14 protein-coding genes and 1 tRNA gene are annotated in these 19,833 nt (G+C 63.5%); 11 read left to right on the top strand and 4 right to left on the bottom strand.

Going from position 1 to position 19,833, the window contains the following annotated elements; genetic code table 11:
- Positions 1-69 precede the first annotated feature (69 nt).
- Genes VR863_RS06455 through trxA form a run of 7 tightly spaced genes read left to right on the top strand, consistent with a single transcriptional unit; the run spans position 70 to position 11,409 of the window.
- Entirely contained in the window at positions 70-2,412 is a 2,343-nt protein-coding gene (locus VR863_RS06455; protein ID WP_324827649.1) for a sensor histidine kinase, read from the top strand.
- Positions 2,409-2,846: a tRNA (adenosine(37)-N6)-threonylcarbamoyltransferase complex ATPase subunit type 1 TsaE gene (gene tsaE, locus VR863_RS06450; protein ID WP_324827648.1), complete on the top strand. Its 438-nt coding sequence runs from the start codon at positions 2,409-2,411 to the stop codon at positions 2,844-2,846. Before VR863_RS06455 ends, tsaE begins: the two co-directional genes overlap by 4 nt.
- A complete protein-coding gene (locus tag VR863_RS06445) occupies positions 2,843-3,832 on the top strand; it encodes an aminoglycoside phosphotransferase family protein (protein WP_324827647.1) in 990 nt (329 codons plus the stop codon). The genes tsaE and VR863_RS06445 overlap by 4 nt, the downstream gene beginning before the upstream one ends.
- A complete protein-coding gene (locus VR863_RS06440) occupies positions 3,829-4,551 on the top strand; it encodes a nucleotidyltransferase family protein (protein ID WP_324827646.1) in 723 nt (240 codons plus the stop codon). The genes VR863_RS06445 and VR863_RS06440 overlap by 4 nt, the downstream gene beginning before the upstream one ends.
- On the top strand, positions 4,544-7,549 hold the full coding sequence (gene addB, locus VR863_RS06435; protein WP_324827645.1) for a double-strand break repair protein AddB: 3,006 nt from the start codon (positions 4,544-4,546) through the stop codon (positions 7,547-7,549). The genes VR863_RS06440 and addB overlap by 8 nt, the downstream gene beginning before the upstream one ends.
- Positions 7,546-11,037 carry a double-strand break repair helicase AddA gene (gene addA, locus VR863_RS06430; protein ID WP_324827863.1) on the top strand — a complete coding sequence of 1,164 codons (3,492 nt, stop codon included), beginning with the start codon at positions 7,546-7,548 and terminating at the stop codon, positions 11,035-11,037. The genes addB and addA overlap by 4 nt, the downstream gene beginning before the upstream one ends.
- A gap of 51 nt (positions 11,038-11,088) precedes the next feature.
- Positions 11,089-11,409, top strand: a complete 321-nt coding sequence (gene trxA, locus VR863_RS06425) for a thioredoxin (protein WP_324827644.1) — start codon at positions 11,089-11,091, stop codon at positions 11,407-11,409.
- On the opposite strand, the gene VR863_RS06420 is transcribed toward trxA, so the two are convergent.
- Both VR863_RS06420 and argJ read right to left on the bottom strand, forming a co-directional pair.
- A complete protein-coding gene (locus VR863_RS06420) occupies positions 11,406-12,206 on the bottom strand; it encodes an inositol monophosphatase family protein (protein WP_324827643.1) in 801 nt (266 codons plus the stop codon). The two genes, trxA and VR863_RS06420, sit on opposite strands and share 4 nt — an antisense overlap.
- Entirely contained in the window at positions 12,203-13,429 is a 1,227-nt protein-coding gene (gene argJ, locus VR863_RS06415; protein ID WP_324827642.1) for a bifunctional glutamate N-acetyltransferase/amino-acid acetyltransferase ArgJ, read from the bottom strand. The genes VR863_RS06420 and argJ overlap by 4 nt, the downstream gene beginning before the upstream one ends.
- Positions 13,430-13,487: 58 nt before the next feature.
- Between argJ and VR863_RS06410 the strand changes: the two genes are divergently transcribed.
- From VR863_RS06410 to VR863_RS06400, 3 genes are all read left to right on the top strand, one after another.
- A complete protein-coding gene (locus VR863_RS06410; protein WP_324827641.1) occupies positions 13,488-13,790 on the top strand; it encodes a hypothetical protein in 303 nt (100 codons plus the stop codon).
- An 89-nt stretch (positions 13,791-13,879) separates the two neighbouring features.
- Positions 13,880-16,639, top strand: coding sequence for a preprotein translocase subunit SecA (gene secA, locus VR863_RS06405; protein WP_324827640.1), 2,760 nt, complete (start codon positions 13,880-13,882; stop codon positions 16,637-16,639).
- Positions 16,640-16,677: 38 nt separating this feature from the next.
- The gene (locus VR863_RS06400; RefSeq protein ID WP_324827639.1) at positions 16,678-17,418 is read left to right on the top strand and encodes a sulfite exporter TauE/SafE family protein; all 741 of its coding nucleotides are present in this window, start codon (positions 16,678-16,680) and stop codon (positions 17,416-17,418) included.
- A gap of 4 nt (positions 17,419-17,422) precedes the next feature.
- Here VR863_RS06400 and VR863_RS06395 read toward each other — a convergent pair.
- Both VR863_RS06395 and VR863_RS06390 read right to left on the bottom strand, forming a co-directional pair.
- Positions 17,423-17,497, bottom strand: a tRNA-Asn gene (locus VR863_RS06395).
- Between the two features lie 98 nt (positions 17,498-17,595).
- The gene (locus tag VR863_RS06390; RefSeq protein WP_324827638.1) at positions 17,596-18,375 is read right to left on the bottom strand and encodes an NAD kinase; all 780 of its coding nucleotides are present in this window, start codon (positions 18,373-18,375) and stop codon (positions 17,596-17,598) included.
- A 133-nt stretch (positions 18,376-18,508) separates the two neighbouring features.
- On the opposite strand from VR863_RS06390, the gene VR863_RS06385 reads away from it, so the two are divergent.
- Positions 18,509-19,828: a GGDEF domain-containing phosphodiesterase gene (locus VR863_RS06385; protein ID WP_324827637.1), complete on the top strand. Its 1,320-nt coding sequence runs from the start codon at positions 18,509-18,511 to the stop codon at positions 19,826-19,828.
- The last annotated feature ends 5 nt before the right edge of the window (positions 19,829-19,833 follow it).

The raw sequence follows: 19,833 nt of genomic DNA, 5'->3' as shown, positions 1-19,833 counted from the left end.
TAATCCTTTGCGGGGAACGGCAATGGCTTGCCATTGCATCGCCGTGCCATGCGGCATAGCTGGCAGGTAATGGATTCATCGCCCGCATTGCTGGCCATCGTTGGCCTGCTGCTTGCCCTGTGGACGGCCACAGCGGTGTGGGTGATGCTGCGCGCCAGCGGCAAGGAGCAGAAATCGGTCGCCAGCCGCAAGGCGGCGCTGCGCCTGGCGCGGATGATCGAAGAATCGCCGGCCATTCCCTTGCTCGTGCGGACTGACGGGCGGATCGAAGCCCCGGACCGTTTCGCGCGCTGGCTTGGCCTGCACCAGGTTCCCGAATTCCTGAGCGAACTGTCCGATCTCGACGGCAGCGGTCTTAGCGAAGAACAGATGGAAGAACTGACCCGGAACGTGCGGCGGACGCAGAAAACCGCCAAGCCGTTTCGCATGTCGGTCACGGTGCCCGGTTCCAACCGGGCGTTGGCCATGCACGGAACGCTGGCCGATCCGGCGGTATCCCCCAGTGGTGCCGCGCTGGTGTGGGTGTTCGACTATAGCGAAAGCCAGATCGAACTGGCGCAATTGCGCGAAGACGCGGCACGCGCCCGCGACGATTTCGGCGCGCTGGTGGGCCTGATCGAAGCGGCCCCGATGCCGATGTGGTTCCGCGGTGCGGATATGAAGCTGCGGCTCGTCAACAGGGCCTATGTCGAAGCGGTTGGCGCAGAAAGCGCGGACACCGTCGTCACCAACCAGATCGAACTTGTGGAAACCGTGGGCGGGCGCAACGCAGCGCAGGTGGCGCAGCAGGCCGCGGATCGCCGCCAACCCATCGAACGCATCGTGTCTGCCACGATCGACAACGCGCGCCGTACCATCCGCGTCACCGACCTTCCACTCGTGGGCGAAGGGATCGCCGGTTACGCCGTCGATATCGAGGAAATGGAAGAACAGGCACGCGAATTTCGCGCCTTTCGCGAAGCGCAGCGGTCCATGCTCGACCAGCTTTCCATCGGTGTGGCGCAGTTTGACGCCCAGCATCGCATGACCTTCGCCAACCAGCCGTTTCATCGCGTGTTTTCGTTGCCGCCCGGCGTGGTCAACGATCGGACCACGTTTGAACAGATGCTGCTGATTGCGCGTGAAAACGGCCGTATTCCGGAAGTGCGCGATTTCCCCGCGTGGCGCGGCGAAATCGGCAAGTGGTTCCTTTCCGATGAACCCCACGAAGAAGCGTGGCCGCTGTCTGATGGCACCCACTTGCGGATCGTGGCCCAGCCGCTGCCCGATGGCGGCCTTGTGGTCATTGCCGAAGACCGCACCGAACAGCTCGCGCTGTCCGCCATGCGCGACACGCTGTTGCGCACCCGCACGGCCACGTTCGACAGTCTTTTCGAAGCGCTGGCGGTGTTCGCTCCCGACGGCCATCTGGAGCTGTGGAATCGCGGGTTCTCGGGTGCCTGGGGCGTCGATCCGGAGGTGCTGGACGGGCATCCGCAGGCCGAAGACCTGCTCGAGGCGATTGCCGCCAACCTTGCCGACCCCAAGACCATTTCGGTTGTCGGCAACACGATCCGCTCGGCAACGCTCGACCGCAAGAAACGCGAAGGCCGTATCGAGCTTGCCGACGGGCGTTCGCTGGATTTCGCGGGTGTGCCGCTGCCCGATGGCAACGGCCTGCTGACGGTGCTCGACGTGACCGCATCGCGCCGGGCGGAAGAGGCGCTGCGCGAACGCAACCGTGCGCTCGAGGAAGCCGACGCCGTGATGACCCGCTTCCTGGCGAACATGAGTTACGAGTTCCGTACGCCGCTCACATCGATCGGGGGATTTGCCGAACTCCTTTCGGGCGGTGTCGCCGGCGAACTGTCGCCCCAGGCCATGGAGTATGTGCAGGCGATTTCGCTATCGGTCGGCAAGCTGACCGAACAGGTCGAAAACGTGCTCGACCTGTCTCAAAGCGAAGCGGGCCTCATGCCGCTGCACAAGTCCAAGACGGAATTGTTGCCGCTTGTGACCGAAGTCGTTCGCGCGCGTGAGGATGCGATCGTCGAAGCTGGGCTCACGCTCGACCTCAAGGGGGGCGCAGGCAAATCGTTGTCGGTCGATCCGCAACAGTTGCGCCGCGCCATCGCGCAATTGCTCGACAACGCAATCAAGAGCACGCCGCGCGGCGGGCGTATTCTGGTGGAAATTGCCAGGAACCGCGGCGCGAACACCATTGTCATTTCGGATAATGGCGAAGGCATGACGCAGCACGAACTTGCCCGCGCGCTCGAGGGGATTCGCATGGCCGCAGACGGCAAGGGGATCGAACGGCGGCACGGCCTCGGCATCCCGCTGGCGCGCCAGTTGATCGAAGCGCATGGCGGCAAGCTGGATATCCAGAGCCGCAAGAACGCCGGAACCACCGCAACCATCAGTCTGCCGTGACGATAGATCTGCCCGATCTTTCGGCGATGGAAGCTCTTGGCGTACGGATCGCGGCGCGCCTGGAACCGGGCGATGTCATCGCGCTGTCCGGTGATCTGGGAACGGGAAAGACAACCCTGGCCCGCGCAATCCTGTCGGCGCTTGGCCACGAAGGCGAGGTGCCATCGCCGACCTACACGATCATCGAAGCCTACGACGGCCTCAGCGTGCCTGTGGTCCATGCCGATTTCTACCGTTTGGAACACCCTTCGGAGGTGGAGGAGCTGGGCCTCGACGATTATCGCGAAGGTGCGGCTTTGATCGCGGAGTGGCCGGATCACGCCGGTGGCTTCGAGCATGAGGCAGGCTGCCTTTCAATCGCGCTCAAAAAGGTGGGCGAGGGGCGTGAAGCCGTTGTAACCGCGGGCGACAATTGGCAAAGCCGTTGGCCATGAGCGATGCGCTGCCTGAAGGCATTCACCAGTTCCTTGGCGACACAGACTGGAAAGGGGCGGAAATCGCCCCGCTGGTTGGTGATGCCTCTTTCCGCCGCTATTTCCGCCTCCGCATGGGCGGGAAAAGCGCGCTGCTGATGCACGCGCCACCGCCGCATGAAGATCCCGCGCCGTTCATCCATGTCGCCCGTTGGCTGGACGAAAACGGTATGCGCGCGCCGCATATCCTCGCCCACAATTCGGCCGAAGGCTGGGTCCTGATCGAAGACTTCGGCGATCAGCGGATGCGCGAATGGATCGATGAACACCCCGGTGACGAACACCATGTCTATGCACAGGCGATCGATGCGCTGGTTCGGCTCCACCGGCTGCCGCCCGGACCTTTCGATCCTTACGATATGGAAGTGTACCGCCGCGAGGTCGACCTTTTCACCGAATGGTATTGCCCCGCCATGCGGCTGAACATCGATACCGCCGGATGGCGCGCGGCGTGGGACGAGGCCCTGGCACCGCTACTGGGGCGGCAGGCCCCCGGCGTTACCGTTCTGCGCGACTATCATGCCGAGAACATCATGCTGCTGGAGCCGGGCAGGCTGGCGGGCGCACAGGGGTTGATTGATTTCCAGGACGCGCTGGTCGGCCATCCGGCCTATGACCTCGTAAGCCTGTTGCAGGATGCCCGCCGCGACGTGTCCGAGGCGTTGGAGCACGACATGCTGTGCCGGTATCGCGCGGCGGCCGATCCGGACGATCATTTCGAAGCCGACTACGCCCGCCTCGGCGCGCAGCGCAACGTCAAGATCGTCGGCATATTCACCCGCCTGTGGAAGCGTGACGGCAAGGATCGGTATCTGTCGATGATCCCGCGTGTCTGGACGGCGATGGAGCGCGACCTTTCCCACGAAGCCATGGCCCCCGTGGCACGGTGGTTTGCCGACAATATCCCGCAGCAAATCCGCGACGCCGCAGGCGGCAAGGTCCAGTGACCGGTCTTGTTTCCGATACGGCGATGCTGATGGCCGCAGGCCTGGGCAAGCGCATGCGTCCGCTGACCGCTTCGACGCCGAAGCCGCTGGTGCGAGTTGCCGGGCAACCGCTTATCGACCGCGCGCTCGACCGGCTTGAAGAAGCAGGCGTGGCCAAGGCCGTCGTCAACGTTCACTATCTGGCCGATGCCATAGAGGCGCACGTCGGCCCGCGAAACGCGCCGAAGATCACCTTTTCCGACGAGCGTGACGTCTTGCTGGAAACGGGCGGCGGCATGGTCAAGGCGCATTCCGCTGGCCTGCTTCCCGATCCGTTCTTCGCGTGCAACGCCGACAGCATCTGGCTGGATGGGCCGCGCAACGCCTTTGCCGATCTGTCGTCGCGCTGGAATCCCGAAAGGATGGACGCGCTCTTGCTGGTCGTCGGCCATGCGCGGGCGTTCAATTTCGACGGGACGGGGGACTTCTACATGGACGGCCACGGCTGCCTGAAGCGCAAGGTTGCAGGCCGCATCGCGCCGTTCATCTACACCGGCATCCAGCTTGTATCCCACCGCTTGTTGCGCGATCCGCCCGAAGGCAAGTTTTCGACCAATATCCTGTGGGACCGCGCGATCGCCGAAGGCCGGCTTTTCGGCATCGCCTTCACCGGCAACTGGTACGAAGTCGGCACGCCTGAACACATTCGCCCGACGGAAGAGGCGCTGCGGGGTGGCTGAGCGGTCGGGGCCGCTCGTCTATTCCATCGCTGCCCACCGGGGGTTTTCCGATGCGCTGGTGGCGGGCCTGGTCCCGCGGTATGCCGATGGCGATCTCGGCCTCGCCAGGCTGACGCTTCTCCTGCCCAGTAGCCGTGCCCGCCGAACCGTGGCCGAGGCCTTCGTTCGCCACGCTGGCGAAACGGGTGTGCAAGGTCTCCTGATGCCCCGCATGGCGGTGATCGGGGACCTCGATCTCGACGAAACGCTTGGCCCTCTGCTCGATCCACTGGGCGCCAGCGATATTCCGCCGGCCATCGACCCGCGCAGGCGCCTGTTTGCGCTGGCGCAGATTATCGCACAGGTCATGGGCGACGATGCACCCGGCGGCGCGACATTGCTGCGCCTGGCGCGTGAAACCGGCGCCACGATGGACCGCCTGCTGATCGAAGGGGTCAATCCCGAAGACCTGATGGACGAAAAGGTCATCGGGCTTTTTCCCGATCTTTCTGCCCACTGGCAGCGCAGCCTGCACCTTTTCGCCACGGTGCAGCGCGTCTGGCTGGCGCAGCTCGACCAATGGGGCGCACTGGATGCCGCAACGCGCCGCAACCGGTTGTTCGATCACGCTGCACGGCAGTGGAAGGACGCGCCGCCGCTGACACCCGTGGTGGCCGCTGGCGTGACCAGCACGGCACCGTCGCTCGCCCGGCTGCTTCGCGTGGTCGCCGACCTTCCCCAAGGTGCGGTCGTCCTGCCCGATTTCGATCTCACCATCCCGCGCGAAGTTTGGGATGAACTGGGACGGGCGGGCGCGGCCCCGCAACCGGGCGATACGCCGTTCGCGCGCGACGATGCGGTGACGCACCCGCAATACCACCTCAAATTGCTGCTGAACCGAATGGGGGTAGCGCGCGAGGAGGTCCAGCAATGGCACCGCAAGGGCCTGGCCGCCTCTGCGCCGGAGCGCAGTCACGCCATAGGATCGTTGTTCCTGCCACCTGAGGCGAGCAAGGGCTGGGTAGACCTGCCTGCCGAAAAACGGCGCCTGTCCGGCGTGCGGATCATGCAAAGCGCGCACCCGGAAGAAGAGGCGCAGGCAATCGCGTTGCTGGTCCGGCGTGCGGTCGAGGAACCGGAAAAACGGGTGGCGGTCGTGACGCCGGATCGGGGACTGGCGCGGCGCGTGGTTCATCACCTGGCGCGGTGGAACATCGTGGCGGACGATTCGGCGGGACGCCCGCTTTCGCAGACGGCGGCGGGCCGATTGCTGCTGCTTCTGGCCGAAATCATGGCGGACGATGCTGCACCGGTGCCGCTCATGGCGTTGCTCGGCCATCCGTTCGTTCATGGCGGCATGGATCGCGGCGTCTGGTTGCGCCAGCTCCGCCGCATCGAACGCGAAATGCGCGGCCCCCGCAAGGCCGGGGGGCTGGAGCCGGTTTCGCGCCTTGCGGCACGATTGGTCAAACGCCATCCACGTATGACGGAATGGTATGAGGCGGTCGACGCGGCGCTTTCCCCGCTGCTCGACATGGGAACGCAGGTCGCGCTCGCCGACTTGCTCGATGCGTTCGTGACCGCAGGCGAAGCGCTGTGCGGGGAAGGTCTGTGGGCCCGTGAAGATGGCCGCGCGCTGGCCGCCTTCGTCGAGGAACTGCGGCAGAACGCGCGCGAGGCGGATTTCCGGCTCGATCCACGCGAAGCTTCCGTGGCGTTGCGCGATGCGATGGAACTGGTCGCGGTAAGGCCGCCGTATGGCGGGCATGCAAGGGTTCAGGTGCTCGGTCTGCTCGAAAGCCGCATGAACCGTGCCGACATGGTCATTTGCGCAGGGCTGAACGAAGGCACCTGGCCTGCAAGGGGCGGTGTGGACGCCCTGCTTGCACCGCCGGTTCTCAGGACACTTGGCGTGCCTGGCGCAGAATTCCGCATCGGCCTTTCCGCGCACGATCTTGCCGGTGCGCTCGGCGCGCCCGAGGTTGTGTTGAGCCGCGCGTCACGCGACGAAGGCGGGCCGGCAATTCCATCCCGGTTCCTGCTTCGGGTCGAAGCCCTGTTGGGGGATCTGCTGGACCGGCACAGGGAAACGGCCGCCGTGGATATGGCGCGGGCCATGGCCCGTGCCGAAAAGGCGGAGCCCTATTCCCGTCCGAAACCCGAACCATCCGTCGAACAGCGCGATGTCGATATTTCGGCCACTGCGCTCGATCGGTTGCTGGGCGATCCATACCAGTTTTACGCAGGCAAGATCATGGGCCTTTCCGATCTCGAACCGCTGGATGCGGAACCATCGCCCATGTGGCAGGGCAATGTCGCGCACGAGATTCTCCAGCGCTGGCACGAGCAACGCGTAGCCGATCCTGCCGCGCGCCTGGCTCCGATTATGGAGAAAGTGCTGGATGAAGAACACGCCGATGCACTGACCCGCGGGCTTTGGCAGCCGCGGCTTCAGGCGGCGCTCCAATGGGTCGAGGAAACCGTCAGCGCCTATCAGGACCGCGCGGTGGTCGCGGTTGAGAAAAGCGGTGCGATGGATTTTCACGGCGTTCATGTGCACGGCCGGGCGGATCGGATCGACCGGCTCGAAGACGGGTCGCTGGCGATCATCGACTACAAGACCGGCAAGCCTCCGAGCGCGGCAATGGTGGAGCAGGGCTTTGCCTTGCAGCTCGGCATACTCGGCCTGATTGCGGAACGCGGTGGCTTTGCCGGAATATCGGGTGAACCGGGCGATTACGAGTACTGGTCGCTGGGCCGCGCAAAGGCGGATAATCCGCACGGGTTCGGTTATGTCGAGGTGCCTCTGAAGATCGGGCGCAAGACATCGGGTGTGGTGCCGGAAGAATTTCTGCCTCTCACAGCCGACAAGCTGACCGAAGCGATCGCCCGGTTCATCAAGGGCAAAGACCCGTTCACGGCGCGTGAGAACCCGGATTACCCGGCCTACGATACGTTCGACCAGTTGATGCGTCTGGATGAATGGATCGCGTTGCAGGATGGCGGACAATCGGCATGAGCGGCAAGGTTCACGAACTGCGCGGTAAACAGCGCCCGGCGGTCGACCCGCGGGACAGCGTGTGGCTTTCGGCCAGCGCCGGTACAGGCAAGACGCAGGTGCTTTCGGCCCGCGTTCTGCGCCTGCTGCTGGAACCGGGTGCGGACCCTTCGCAAATACTGTGCCTCACCTTCACCAAGGCGGGCGCGGCGGAAATGGCCGTTCGCGTCAATTCGGTGCTGGCGCGCTGGGTGCGGATGGCTTCCGCCGATCTCGCGCGGGAGCTTGCCTATCTCGGCGCGCCCATCGACCCCGACACCCAGGCCCGCGCCCGTGCGTTGTTTGCGCGCGTGCTCGATTGCCCCGGGGGCGGGATGCGGATCGATACGATCCATGCTTTTGCCCAATACCTCCTCGCCGCGTTCCCGAGCGAGGCCGACGTTCTGCCCGGCTCGAGGCCGATCGAGGATCGCGAGCGTGATCTGCTAAGCCGCCAGGTGCTTTCCGACCTGTTGGCCGAAGGCAATCCCGCGAACCGCGAAGCCATCGCCGAAATGAGCCGTCGCAAGGGCCCTGACGCGGTTCGCGGATGGTTGATGCGATGCACAAGGCACATGGACCTGTGGAAGGGGCCCGCAAGCTGGCAGCCGCCGATGTTGGGGCGGGTCCGCCAGCTTTTGGGAATTCCCGCCGACGCGGATGAAAGCTGGGTGGCCGAAGGATGCCTCGACGGGACTTTCCCGGTCGCCACCCTGAAGAGTTGCCGCGATGCGGCGCGGGGTTGGTCCGCCGCAACGGGCCAGAATGCGGCCAATTTTGCCGAACATTGGTTGGCGCTGGACGGCGCCGGGCGGTTGAGCGCGCTCGACGGGTTTCTCGACTCCTTTCTCAAGAAGGACGGCGCACCGCGAAAGATGGCGGGGGCGGAGAAGGTCGATCCCTCTCTCCCCGCACATCAGGCGACCTTGTCCGAAGCGGTCGCAGCCGTCCGTGAGCGCGCCGCGCTGGTGGAACTTTCCGGCTATCTCGCCCCGCAGCTTGAGGTGGGCCGTGCCTTTGCCCTGCGATGGGAAGCCGCGAAGCAACGCGAAGGCCTGGTCGATTTCGACGATCTGATTGCGCGCGCGGCGGACCTGTTGTCCAGCAACGCGATGTCTGACTGGATCCGTTACAAGCTGGATCGCAGTTTCGATCACATCCTGGTGGACGAAGCGCAGGATACGAACGCGGCGCAGTGGGCGATAATCAAGGCGCTGACGGACGATTATTTTTCGGGCATCGGTGCGCGCGAAGGCGCGGTGCGAACCATTTTTACGGTCGGGGATTACAAGCAGGCGATCTTCGGGTTCCAGGGAACAAGTCCGGAAAATTTTCGCGAGGCGCGCGATTATTTCAGGGACAGGATGGCCGCCACCGCCGATGCCGCCGAAAATCTTCGCGATGCCCCCGCCATCCGGCGTCTGGAAGAGTTTGGCCTGGGCCAAAGTTACCGCACCAACGCCACAGTGCTGGGTTTCGTCGATTCAGCCATCGATGCGATCGGGCACGAAGGTCTGGGCCTCGACATGCGCGACGATCCGCACGTCGGCAGCACCGATCCGGGCATCGTGACGCTGTGGAAGGATGTTCGCGGGCCTGACGGTTACGATGAAGACCCAGATACCGACGATGAAGGCGGAGGCTGGCTTGATCGGCATGATCGGCTGATGGCGGACAAAATCGCCCGGCAGGTCAGGGATTGGCTCGACCAAGAAGGGCCCGGCTTCACGCTCGTGAAGAACGGCAAGCGCCGCGCCCAGGCGGGCGATATCATGGTGCTGGTCCAGAAACGCCGTGACCTCGCCGCACTGATCGTTGCGCGCCTGTATGGCCACGGCGTGCCGGTTGCCGGGGTCGATCGGCTGCGGCTAGGCAATCCGCTGGCGGTCAAGGACCTGATGGCGGCCGTTCGTTTCGCTGCACAACCGCTCGACGACCTCAATCTTGCGAACCTTCTGGTTTCCCCCCTTGTCGGATGGAATCAGGACGACCTGCTGGAACACGGGTATCGCCCCAAGGGCACGCGGTTGTGGGAACACTTGCGCGCAGGCGAGGCGGCGTTGGCGACTGGGACGGTTGCGAATCTTCGCGAGATATTGCGGCGCGCCGATTTCGATACGCCGCAGCAATTGCTGCACTGGATACTTGTCGGGCCGATGGATGGGCGGCGCAGATTGGTCGCGCGGTTGGGGCGCGAAGCCAACGATCCGATCGACGAATTGCTCAACGCAGCCAACGCCTATGCCAGCGCGCATGTGCCGAGCCTGCAGGGGTTCATTCGCTGGTTCGATGCCGGCGATGGTGAACTGAAACGCGAAGCGGGCGAGGGCGGCGACCAGGTTCGGGTCATGACCGTGCACGGATCGAAAGGTCTGCAGGCGCCCATCGTGATCCTGGCGGACGCCGCGATCCGGCCTGATCCTTCGGGCGATCTCGAATTGGCGGATACGCCGCCTGGCGGCCATGAAACGCGGGTGGTGCCCTTGCCGGGGTTGACCAAGGACGAGAAAATCGGACCGATCCTGAAGGCTGCGGACGATTACGCTGCCCGCTCGATGCAGGAACACTGGCGTCTGCTGTACGTCGCGATGACGCGAGCCGAGGAGGCGCTGTTCATCGGTGGGTCGCTTGGCCCGCGTGACGCACGAAATGGCCCGCACGAAGACAGTTGGTACGCACGGCTGCGGACCCTGTTCGATGACGGCGAAGGCCTGGCCGATGACATTTGGGGCGCACGGTGGGAAATCGGCGCGCGCGCACCGTCTCTGCCTGCCGAAGCGAAAGCGGGCCTGCCGCAACCTGCGCCTGCGCTGCCCGATTGGGCGCAGCGACCGGTCGGTCCGGAACCGCGTCCGCCGCGCCCGCTCGCGCCGTCTGGCCTCGGCGAGGTCGAGGGAAGCGATCCGCCCCTTCCGCCTGCGCACGCAGCGGAAGCCGCGCGGCGCGGCACGTTGATCCACGCGCTTCTGGAACGCGTGCCGCAAGTCCCCGTGGACGAGCGCGCGGCGCGCGCGCGCGACTGGCTCGAACAGCAGGCGCCCGAACTCGCTCCGTCTGCCCGCGAAGAAATGCTCGCACGCGCACTTGCCGTGATCGATGAACCCGGTTTTGCCGCGATCTTCGGACCCGACGCGCTGGCGGAAATTCCCCTGGCCGCTACGGTTGAAGGCCAGGTGGTTATGGGCACGGCCGACCGGCTTCTCGTCACCGCGACAAAGGTCACCGTTGTCGATTTCAAGACAGCGCGCCGCCCACCGGCCAGCTTCGATGATGTGCCGGAAAGCACGATGCGGCAGATGGCCGCCTATGTCGCGGCGCTTGAGGTCGTCTATCCCGGCCGCACCGTGGAGGCCGCCGTGCTCTATACGCAGACCCCGTTACTGATCGCCTTGCCGCCTGCCCGTCTCGAAGCTTACAAGAGCGCATTTGCAGGCCGGCAGGAAAGCTTTGCGCTGCCGGTTGTTGAGTAATCGATACCCGCACCCCAGATAACTGCAGACCAAGAATTTCAGGAGAATCCCATGGCCACCATCAATGTCACCGACGAAGGCTTCAAGGCCGACGTGCTCGATAGCGACAAGCCCGTTCTGGTCGATTTCTGGGCCGAATGGTGCGGCCCGTGCAAGATGATCGCTCCGGCACTCGAAGAATTGTCCGATGAAATGTCCGACAAGGTGACCATCGCCAAGATGGACATCATGGAAAACACCGGCATTCCGGGCGAAATGGGTGTGCAGTCGATTCCGTACCTGGTCCTTTTCAAGAACGGTCAGCCCGCTGCGCAGATGCGCGGCGCAGCACCCAAGGGCCAGCTCAAGCAATGGCTTGAGAGCGTACTCTAACCCAGTTTCGAATAGTGATTGGCGAGCTCGTCCCACAAGGCCGGGCTCGCCGCACCCAGCAGGCCCGTGCGTTCCCAATCGTCGACCCGATAGGGCGATCCGTCGGGCCGCGCGGCTTTGCCGCCGGCCTCTTCCAGCCAGAGCGTGCCGGCGGCGTGATCCCATGCCAGCGTTCGTTCGAAAAACGACACGTCGTTTTCGCCCAGCCCGAGCCGCGGATACTGTTCCGCCGCACAGCGCGGCGTTTCCACAGTGCGGTAATGCGGTGCCATGTGCCGACCAACCGCCTCGCGCCGCTGCTCGTCAAGGAAGATGACCGAGATGGCGGCTACCTGAGGGGTTCTTCCGGTGCCGCGCGCCTTGATCGCGGAATCGCCCACGAATGCGCCCTTGCTGCGGTGGGCGTGGCAGAACCGGCCGGTCAGGCAGTCATAGATCCACCCCGATTGCACCAGACCGCCCGATGCGCGGGCGAGCAGGATGCCGAACGGAGCCTTGCCGTGGGCAAAGTTATGGGTGCCGTCGATCGGATCGATGATCCAGCAATCGTTGGCCAGATGGTCGAGCACGGATTTGTCGGCATGGGCCGCTTCCTCGCCGACTATAGCAATGGAAGGGTCGAGCGATGCCAGCCCTTCCGAGAGCATGGCTTCCGCTTCGCGATCGGCGATCGTGACGAGGTCGTCGTCCGACTTCTCGATGATTTCACCGCTGGCCAGATTGCGATAGCGCGGCAAAATGACCTGCTGGGTAACCCGCTGCACCAACGCGTGGATCGCGCGGTCGAGCGTGGTCACGACCGGTAATCGGCGTTGATGTCGATGTACCCATGCGTGAGATCGCACGTCCAGACTGTGGCGCGGCCTTCACCGATGCCGAGATCGACCGCGATCGCGATATCCCGTCCTTCGAGGTGTTTTGCCACCGGCGTCTCGTCGTAATCTGCCAGCGGCTGCCCGTCCCTTGCGGCCCAGGTTCCGCCAAACCCGATCGACAACTTGTCCCTATCCGCAGGTTCCCCCGCCTTGCCGACAGCCATGACCACGCGGCCCCAATTGGCGTCACCACCGGCGATTGCCGTCTTCACGAGGGGGGAATTGGCAATGGCCAGACCGACACGGCGTGCGCTGGTATCACTGTGCGCCCCGGTCACTTCGATGGAAATGAACTTTTGTGCACCTTCGCCGTCGCGCACGACGAGGTGGGACAGCTGGCGGCAGACATCGAGAAGCGCGCAATAGAACGCGTCGGCACCGCTGTCGTCCCATGAGGAAAACAGGGAATTTTCAGCCTTGCCGGTTGCAAAGGCCAGAACTGTGTCGCTCGTGGATGTGTCGCCGTCGACAGTAATGCAGGAAAATGTCGCGTCGTTGGCGCGGGTCAGCATCTCCTGCAGGAAGGCTGGATCGACCCTGGCGTCGGTGAACACATAACCCAGCATGGTGGCCATGTCGGGTGCGATCATTCCGCTGCCCTTGATGATGCCCGCGATTTCCACACGGGTCGAACCGATCATCGCCGATGCAGCCGCGCCCTTGGTGAAGGTGTCGGTGGTTCCGATGGCGCTGGCCGCATCTTCCCAGCTGCATGGCACTGCGGACAAGGCGGCCGCTATTCCCGCTCGGGCCTTGTCCTGCGGCAGCGGCACACCGATCACGCCGGTGGAGGATACGAACACCTCGCTGGGCTGACAGTCGAGCGCCTCGGCGACCTGCGCCATGATCAGTTCCACCGCCTCGCGCCCGCGGTAACCGGTAAATGCGTTGGAATTGCCTGCGTTGACCACAAGCGCCCGCGCGCTTCCGAGCCTGACCTGTTCGCGCCCCAATTCGACTTCGCTCGATGCGCAGGCGCTCTTGGTGAAAACACCCGCGACGACCGTGCCTGCGGCCAGTTCGGCAAAGGTCAGATCGCACCGATCCCAGTCCTTGTAGCGCGCCCGTGCAACGCGCAGCGTGACCCCCGCGATGGGCGGCAGGTCGGGAAAGGGAAGGGCGAGGGGCGAGCGTTCGAGATCCATAGGCAAGCCGATACGAACTCTACGGCCTTGGGTAAACGGTCAACCGGGGGTGGACGCAATGAATTGGAAGGCTTATCTGGGCATGGCAATGCTTCGTCGTCTGTTCGCCTGCCTCGCGCTAATCACCGGTCTTGCGGCCGTCGGCACGCCTGTGCACGCCAATATGGTCGAAGTGCTGGGCGCCACACTTGAGGTCAGCCAGAAGGCCGATCCATCGGGCAAGACCGAAGTCGTCACCTGTGCCGAACGTCAGCGCCAGCAAAAGCTGAGGGGCGAAAAAACCACCCCTTGCCGTCCGACCGAAGCGGTTACGGTGGTCATCCCCACCGTCATGTTCGGTCCCGACCGCGCTCACGAATAGCGCGCGTTCCCGGATTTTGATCGATTTGCCCGGCACAATCTGTGTGCACGGGCATTTTCCCATAGAATTCACCTCAAGGTGCCATCCCCATGCTCAATTCCGTGATGAAGGCCATGTTCGGCTCTTCCAACGACCGCTACGTCAAATCGCTCGGCAAGATCGTGAACCAGATCAATGCCTTGGAGCCGCAAATTCAGGCTCTAACCGACGAAGAACTGGCGGCCCAGACCGACAAGTTCCGCAGCCAGCTGGCTGACGGCAAGTCGCTCGACGATATCCTGCCCGAAGCCTTCGCAACCGTACGCGAAGCCTCGGTCCGCGTCCTTGGCATGCGGCATTTCGATGTGCAGATGGTTGGCGGTATCGTCCTCCATCGCGGCGAAATCGCGGAAATGAAGACGGGCGAGGGCAAGACGCTGGTCTCCACTCTTGCGACCTACCTCAACGCGATCGAGGGCAAGGGCGTTCACGTGGTCACGGTCAACGATTACCTGGCCAAGCGCGACGCCGCCTGGATGGGCCGCCTGCACCAGTTCCTGGGACTGACCATCGGCGTGATCGTGCCCAACCTGAACGAATTCGAGCGGCGGGAAGCGTACAACGCCGACATCACCTATTCGACGAACAACGAACTCGGCTTCGATTACCTTCGCGACAACATGAAGCACGAGCGCACGCAAATGGTGCAGCGCCCCTTCAATTTCGCGGTCATCGATGAAGTCGATTCGATCCTGATCGACGAAGCGCGTACCCCGCTGATCATCTCCGGCCCGACCGAAGACAAGTCCGATCTCTACATCTCGATCGATGAAGTGGTGAAGGAATTCCCCGCCCTGTGGTTCGAGAAGGACGAAAAGCAGCGCACCATCCAGTTGACCGAGGAAGGTACCGAGGAAGCGGAGAAGATCCTGATCGAAAAGGGCCTGCTGGAAACGGAAAACCTTTACGACGTGGAAAACACGCAGGTTGTCCACCATCTCGACCAGGCCTTGCGCGCGGTGCACATGTTCAAGCTCGATACCGATTACATCGTGAAGGACGACAAGGTCGTCATCATCGACGAGTTTACCGGACGGATGATGGACGGTCGCCGCTGGTCCAACGGCCTGCACCAGGCCGTGGAAGCCAAGGAAGGCGTCAAGATCGAACCCGAGAACCAGACCCTCGCGTCGATTACCTTCCAGAACTATTTCCGCATGTACCCCAAGCTTTCTGGGATGACCGGTACGGCAGCCACGGAAGCCGCGGAATTCTGGGATATCTACAAGATGAACGTGGTCGAGATTCCGACCAACGTGACCATCCAGCGCATCGATGAGGACGACGAGTTCTACAAGAACACGCAGGACAAGTTCAAAGCCATCGCCAAGGCGATCGCCGAGAAATACGAAACCGGCCAACCGGTTCTGGTCGGCACGGTGTCGATCGAGAAATCGGAGCTGCTGTCCCAGTTCCTGCACGACGAAGGGGTCGAGCATGAAGTGCTCAACGCCCGCTTCCACGAACGCGAGGCGCACATCGTGGCGCAGGCGGGCCGTCTCGGTGCCGTGACCATCGCCACGAACATGGCTGGCCGCGGGACGGACATCCAGCTCGGCGGCAACGTCGATTTCCGCATCGACGACGAACTCTCCGAAATGCCGGACGGTCCGGAGAAGGACGAGGCGATCGCGCGCATCAAGGCCGAAGTCGAGGAAGAAAAGCGCAAGGTTCTCGAGGCGGGGGGCCTGTTCGTTCTCGGCACGGAACGGCACGAAAGCCGCCGTATCGACAACCAGCTTCGCGGGCGCTCCGGTCGCCAGGGCGATCCGGGCCTCAGCCGGTTCTACCTCTGTCTCGAAGACGACCTTCTGCGAATTTTCGGCCCAGACACGCTGTTCAGCCGCATGATGAATTCGAACCTCGAAGATGGCGAAGCCATCGGGTCGAAGTGGCTGTCGAAAGCCATCGAAACCGCGCAGAAGAAGGTCGAAGCGCGCAACTACGAAATTCGCAAACAGGTCGTCCAGTACGACGATGTCATGAACGACCAGCGCAAGGTCATCTACGAACAGCGCGCCGAGATCATGGACAGCGAAGCGGTGGACGATGTCGTGGTCGACATGCGCCACGACGCGATCAATTCGATCGTATCGGCCGCGTGCCCGCCGGGAAGCTATCCCGAGCAATGGGATATCGCCGGCCTGAAGGAGCGCACCGAAGAAGTCCTGGGCCTGACCTTCCCCATGGAAGAGTGGCTGGAGGAAGAGCAGGTCGAACCCGAGTTGATCGAGGAACGGATTCGCACCGAAGCCGACCGCGTCATGGACAACAAGCAGGCGGCCGGTGATCCTGCCTTGTGGAGGCGGATCGAAAAGAGCGTTCTTCTTCAGGAACTTGACGGCGAATGGAAAGATCACCTCGCAACGCTCGATGCCCTGCGACAGGTGGTCGGCCTTCGCGCCCATGCGCAGAAGCAGCCGCTCAACGAATACAAGCAGGAAGCCTTCACCCTGTTCGAAAGCATGCTCGACAAGCTGCGCGAAACGGTGACGAACAAGCTCATCCGCATCGAATTGCGCGAACCGGAACCGCTTCCCCCGATCGACCTGCCTGAATTGCCCGATTTCCTTACTGGCCATATCGATCCGCTCACCGGTCTCGAAAATTCCGGCGACGGCGATGGATCGGCGCAGCGGGCGGCCTTGTTCGGCGCCCTTGCGGGCAGCGCACGCGCGGCCGTGGGGCCGGGTGGCTCCGTGTCGGAAAATCCCTATGCGGGCATGGAAGTCAGCCGCAACGCGCCGTGCCCGTGTGGTTCGGGCAACAAGTACAAGCATTGCCACGGGGCGATCGGCGGCGGCGCCTGATCGACCGTTGGCGGGATGACGGTTAGGGCGGCACGGGCATGATCTGGCTCGTTGCCGCCTTTTTCGTGACCGCCGTCCTTTACGCCAGTGTCGGTTTTGGCGGTGGGTCGACCTACAGCGCGCTGCTCGCGCTCTCGGATGTCGATTACCGCATACTCCCGCTTCTGGCGCTGACCTGTAATATCGTGGTGGTCGCCGGCAGCACTGTTCGTTTCGCTCGAGCCGGTGTGACGCCCTGGAAAGGGGCGCTGACGTTGACGGCAATCGCGGCACCTGCCGCGTTTGTCGGGGGGATCACCCCGATCGAGGAGAGCGCCTTCATGGCGCTGCTGGGGGGCAGCCTCGTCGTGGCTGGCCTGGCTCTCTTGTTGCCGATCACCGAGAGCACCGAACGACCCGCCAAGCTGGCGCCGCTCATGCCGTTCGCGGCTGCACCGCTGGGCTTTCTGGCCGGACTTGTCGGCATCGGCGGCGGAATTTTCCTTGCTCCGCTCTTGCATCTCGCCCGCTGGAACACGGCGCGGGGGATCGCTGCAACCGCCAGCGTGTTCATCCTGGTGAATTCCCTCTTCGGGATTGCCGGACAGGTGCTGAAGGGCGGGGAAGGGCGCCTGGCGGCCGCTGTCGACCTCGGATTACCGCTTCTGATTGCCGTGGCCATCGGGGGCCAGTTGGGTAGCCTGCTGGCCGTGAAATATCTGCCTCAGCGCTGGATAAGGCTTGCCACCGCCGCCCTCACCATCTGGGTGGGCGGACGCCTCTTGCTGGCGCTTTGGTAGAAAGTGGCTCCCCGAGTTGGATTCGAACCAACGACCAAGTGATTAACAGTCACCTACTCTACCGCTGAGCTATCGGGGAGCAGCCTATACGGCAGGGGTGCGCCTATATGGGCGCTGATTTGGTTTGGCAAGCAGGCAATTGGCAAAAATTGTGCGGCGCGGCAGGCAGGGTGCAAATCACACCATGAACTGCTCGGCAACGATGCGTTCGTCGAGCGAATGACCAGGGTCGAACAGCAGCGTCAGCTCTTTCTCCCGCGCGATGGCGAGGCGCACTTCGGCAACGTCGCGCAATTCGCGCTGGTCGGCCACCGCGCTGACGGGGCGCTTCTCTTCTTCGAGGACACGCAGACGTATTTCGCTGCGGTCGGGCAGGATCGCGCCATGCCAGCGGCGTGGCCGGAAGGGGCTGATAGGGGTGAGCGCGAGAAGGTTCGAATCGAGCGGGAGGATCGGGCCATCCGCGGAAAGATTGTAGGCGGTCGAACCCGCGGGTGTGGATACGAGCACCCCGTCGCAAACCAGTTCTGCAATGCGGACCTTGTTGTCGACCGAGACTTCGATCTTGGCGGTCTGTCGCGTTTCGCGCAGCAGCGACACTTCGTTGATGGCGCAGAAACTGTGCATTTCGCCATCCTGCGTCACGGCTTGCATGAAGAGCGGCGCAATGCGGTGTGGTTTCGCCCGCCCGATACGGCCCAGAAGGGTGTCGAACTTGCGGTTGCGGTTCATCAGAAACCCCACCGTGCCCAGATTGACGCCGTAGGCCGGGATGATGCGCCCGCTGTCCAGCATCGAATGCAGGCTTTGCAACATGTATCCGTCGCCGCCCAGCACCACCACCGCGTCCGCATCTTCCAATGGAACCCAATCGGTCAGGTTGGCGAGTTCGATCGCGGCTTCCTTGGCGCGGTCGGTGTCGGAGACAAGCAGGGCGAGGCGTTTGTATTCTGCCATGATTTTCCCCATCCCCCCGATCCCGGCCGGCATGGGCGGGTGTTCCGGTGCGTACCTATGGTTACACGTCCCATTTGGCAACAGAACGGAATTACTGGTCAAACATGAGGGTCGGCGCGATAAGAGCGCTCACATGGCAACTATGGCCCACGTAACGACAGACGAATCGCGAGACAGCCTCACCGGATTGGCCGACGGCGCAACCGCGCGCGCGCTGATCGACCGCTGGCAGCAAGACTGGCCCCGCGATACCATCGCGTGCCCCATCCATGCCATGCTGATTTCGCTAGGACGGATCGACACCGTGAACGTGGCGTTCGGCGAAAGCGCCGGCGACGGCGCGCTTGTCGAAGTGGCACAGCGGATCAGGCATTTCGCCGTCGACGAACTGGAAAGCACCGCTTGGCTTGCCGCCCGGATCAGCGGCAGCACCTTCCTGCTCGTTTCGCGCCAGCAATGCAGCCGCGAGCGGTGGCAATGGCTCGCCGAAGCGCTTGCCGATGCCATCGCCATGCCGATTGCCAATCCGGAAGGCGGTGCAAGCTTGCGAATGTGGCCGCGGATTTCGCTGATGCGGGTGACGCAGAACGACGGGCTGGACCGCATCCTGGACCGCCTGTCGGAAGTGTCCGCGCGCATGCGTGTCAGCCAGGGTCAGAGGATCGACTGGTCGACCGGCGAAGTTGCACGATCGGGTCGTTCCTTCCGCCAGTTGGAAGCGGACCTGCTGGCCGCCATCGACAACGATGAGATCGAGATCGTTTTTCAACCGCAATACGCGCTGGAGGATGATGCGATGATCGGGGCCGAGGCGTTGGCGCGCTGGCATCACCCTGAAATCGGCCGGATCGGTGCAAGCACCTTGTTCCAGATCGCCGAACGGGCCGACCATACGGCACAGCTTTCCCGGCATATCGCGCAGCGCGCGCTGGAGCAGGCGGTGCATTGGCCGCCGGAATTGCGGCTTTCGCTGAATATAACCCCTGCCGATCTGGCGGCCGAAAGTTTCGCAATGGAATTTGCGCGGTTGGCCGAACGGATCGGGTTCCCACTGTCGCGGATCACGCTTGAAATCATCGAACAAGTCCTGCTGGGCGACCTCGACCGCGTCGGCCATGTTCTCGACCAGCTGAAGGTCTTCGACATCCGCATCGCGCTCGACGACTTCGGTGCGGGTTTCTGTAATTTTCGCTACCTCAAGATCTTGCCGATCGATTGTATCAAGCTGGATCGCTCGATGATCGATGGCGTCCTCGAAGACGAACGCGACCTTGCGGTGTTCCGCGCAATTCTGGCCATGGCGCGAGCGCTTGATCTCGCCGTTGTCGTCGAGGGGGTCGAACAGGAAGCGCAGCGTGCGCTTATCGCCGCCGAAGGGTGCGCGTATTATCAGGGCTTCTTGCGGTCCGAACCCATGGCTGCGGACGATTTCCTGGCGCTTGCCAAGGCCTGACCGCG

Origin of the sequence: Qipengyuania zhejiangensis (assembly GCF_035607565.1) — a bacterium.
Taxonomy (GTDB): domain Bacteria; phylum Pseudomonadota; class Alphaproteobacteria; order Sphingomonadales; family Sphingomonadaceae; genus Qipengyuania; species Qipengyuania zhejiangensis.
This window is presented reverse-complemented; position numbering and strand designations above follow the sequence as displayed.

Bases quoted from the DNA above. Each gene is read 5' to 3' on its own strand.
- VR863_RS06455 (WP_324827649.1), top strand. From the start codon at position 70: ATGGATTCATCGCCCGCATTGCTGGCCATCGTTGGCCTGCTGCTTGCC.
- argJ (WP_324827642.1), bottom strand. From the start codon at position 13,429: ATGGATCTCGAACGCTCGCCCCTCGCCCTTCCCTTTCCCGACCTGCCG.
- trxA (WP_324827644.1), top strand. From the start codon at position 11,089: ATGGCCACCATCAATGTCACCGACGAAGGCTTCAAGGCCGACGTGCTC.
- VR863_RS06445 (WP_324827647.1), top strand. From the start codon at position 2,843: ATGAGCGATGCGCTGCCTGAAGGCATTCACCAGTTCCTTGGCGACACA.
- VR863_RS06385 (WP_324827637.1), top strand. From the start codon at position 18,509: ATGGCAACTATGGCCCACGTAACGACAGACGAATCGCGAGACAGCCTC.
- addA (WP_324827863.1), top strand. From the start codon at position 7,546: ATGAGCGGCAAGGTTCACGAACTGCGCGGTAAACAGCGCCCGGCGGTC.
- VR863_RS06410 (WP_324827641.1), top strand. From the start codon at position 13,488: ATGAATTGGAAGGCTTATCTGGGCATGGCAATGCTTCGTCGTCTGTTC.
- VR863_RS06400 (WP_324827639.1), top strand. From the start codon at position 16,678: ATGATCTGGCTCGTTGCCGCCTTTTTCGTGACCGCCGTCCTTTACGCC.
- secA (WP_324827640.1), top strand. From the start codon at position 13,880: ATGCTCAATTCCGTGATGAAGGCCATGTTCGGCTCTTCCAACGACCGC.
- VR863_RS06390 (WP_324827638.1), bottom strand. From the start codon at position 18,375: ATGGCAGAATACAAACGCCTCGCCCTGCTTGTCTCCGACACCGACCGC.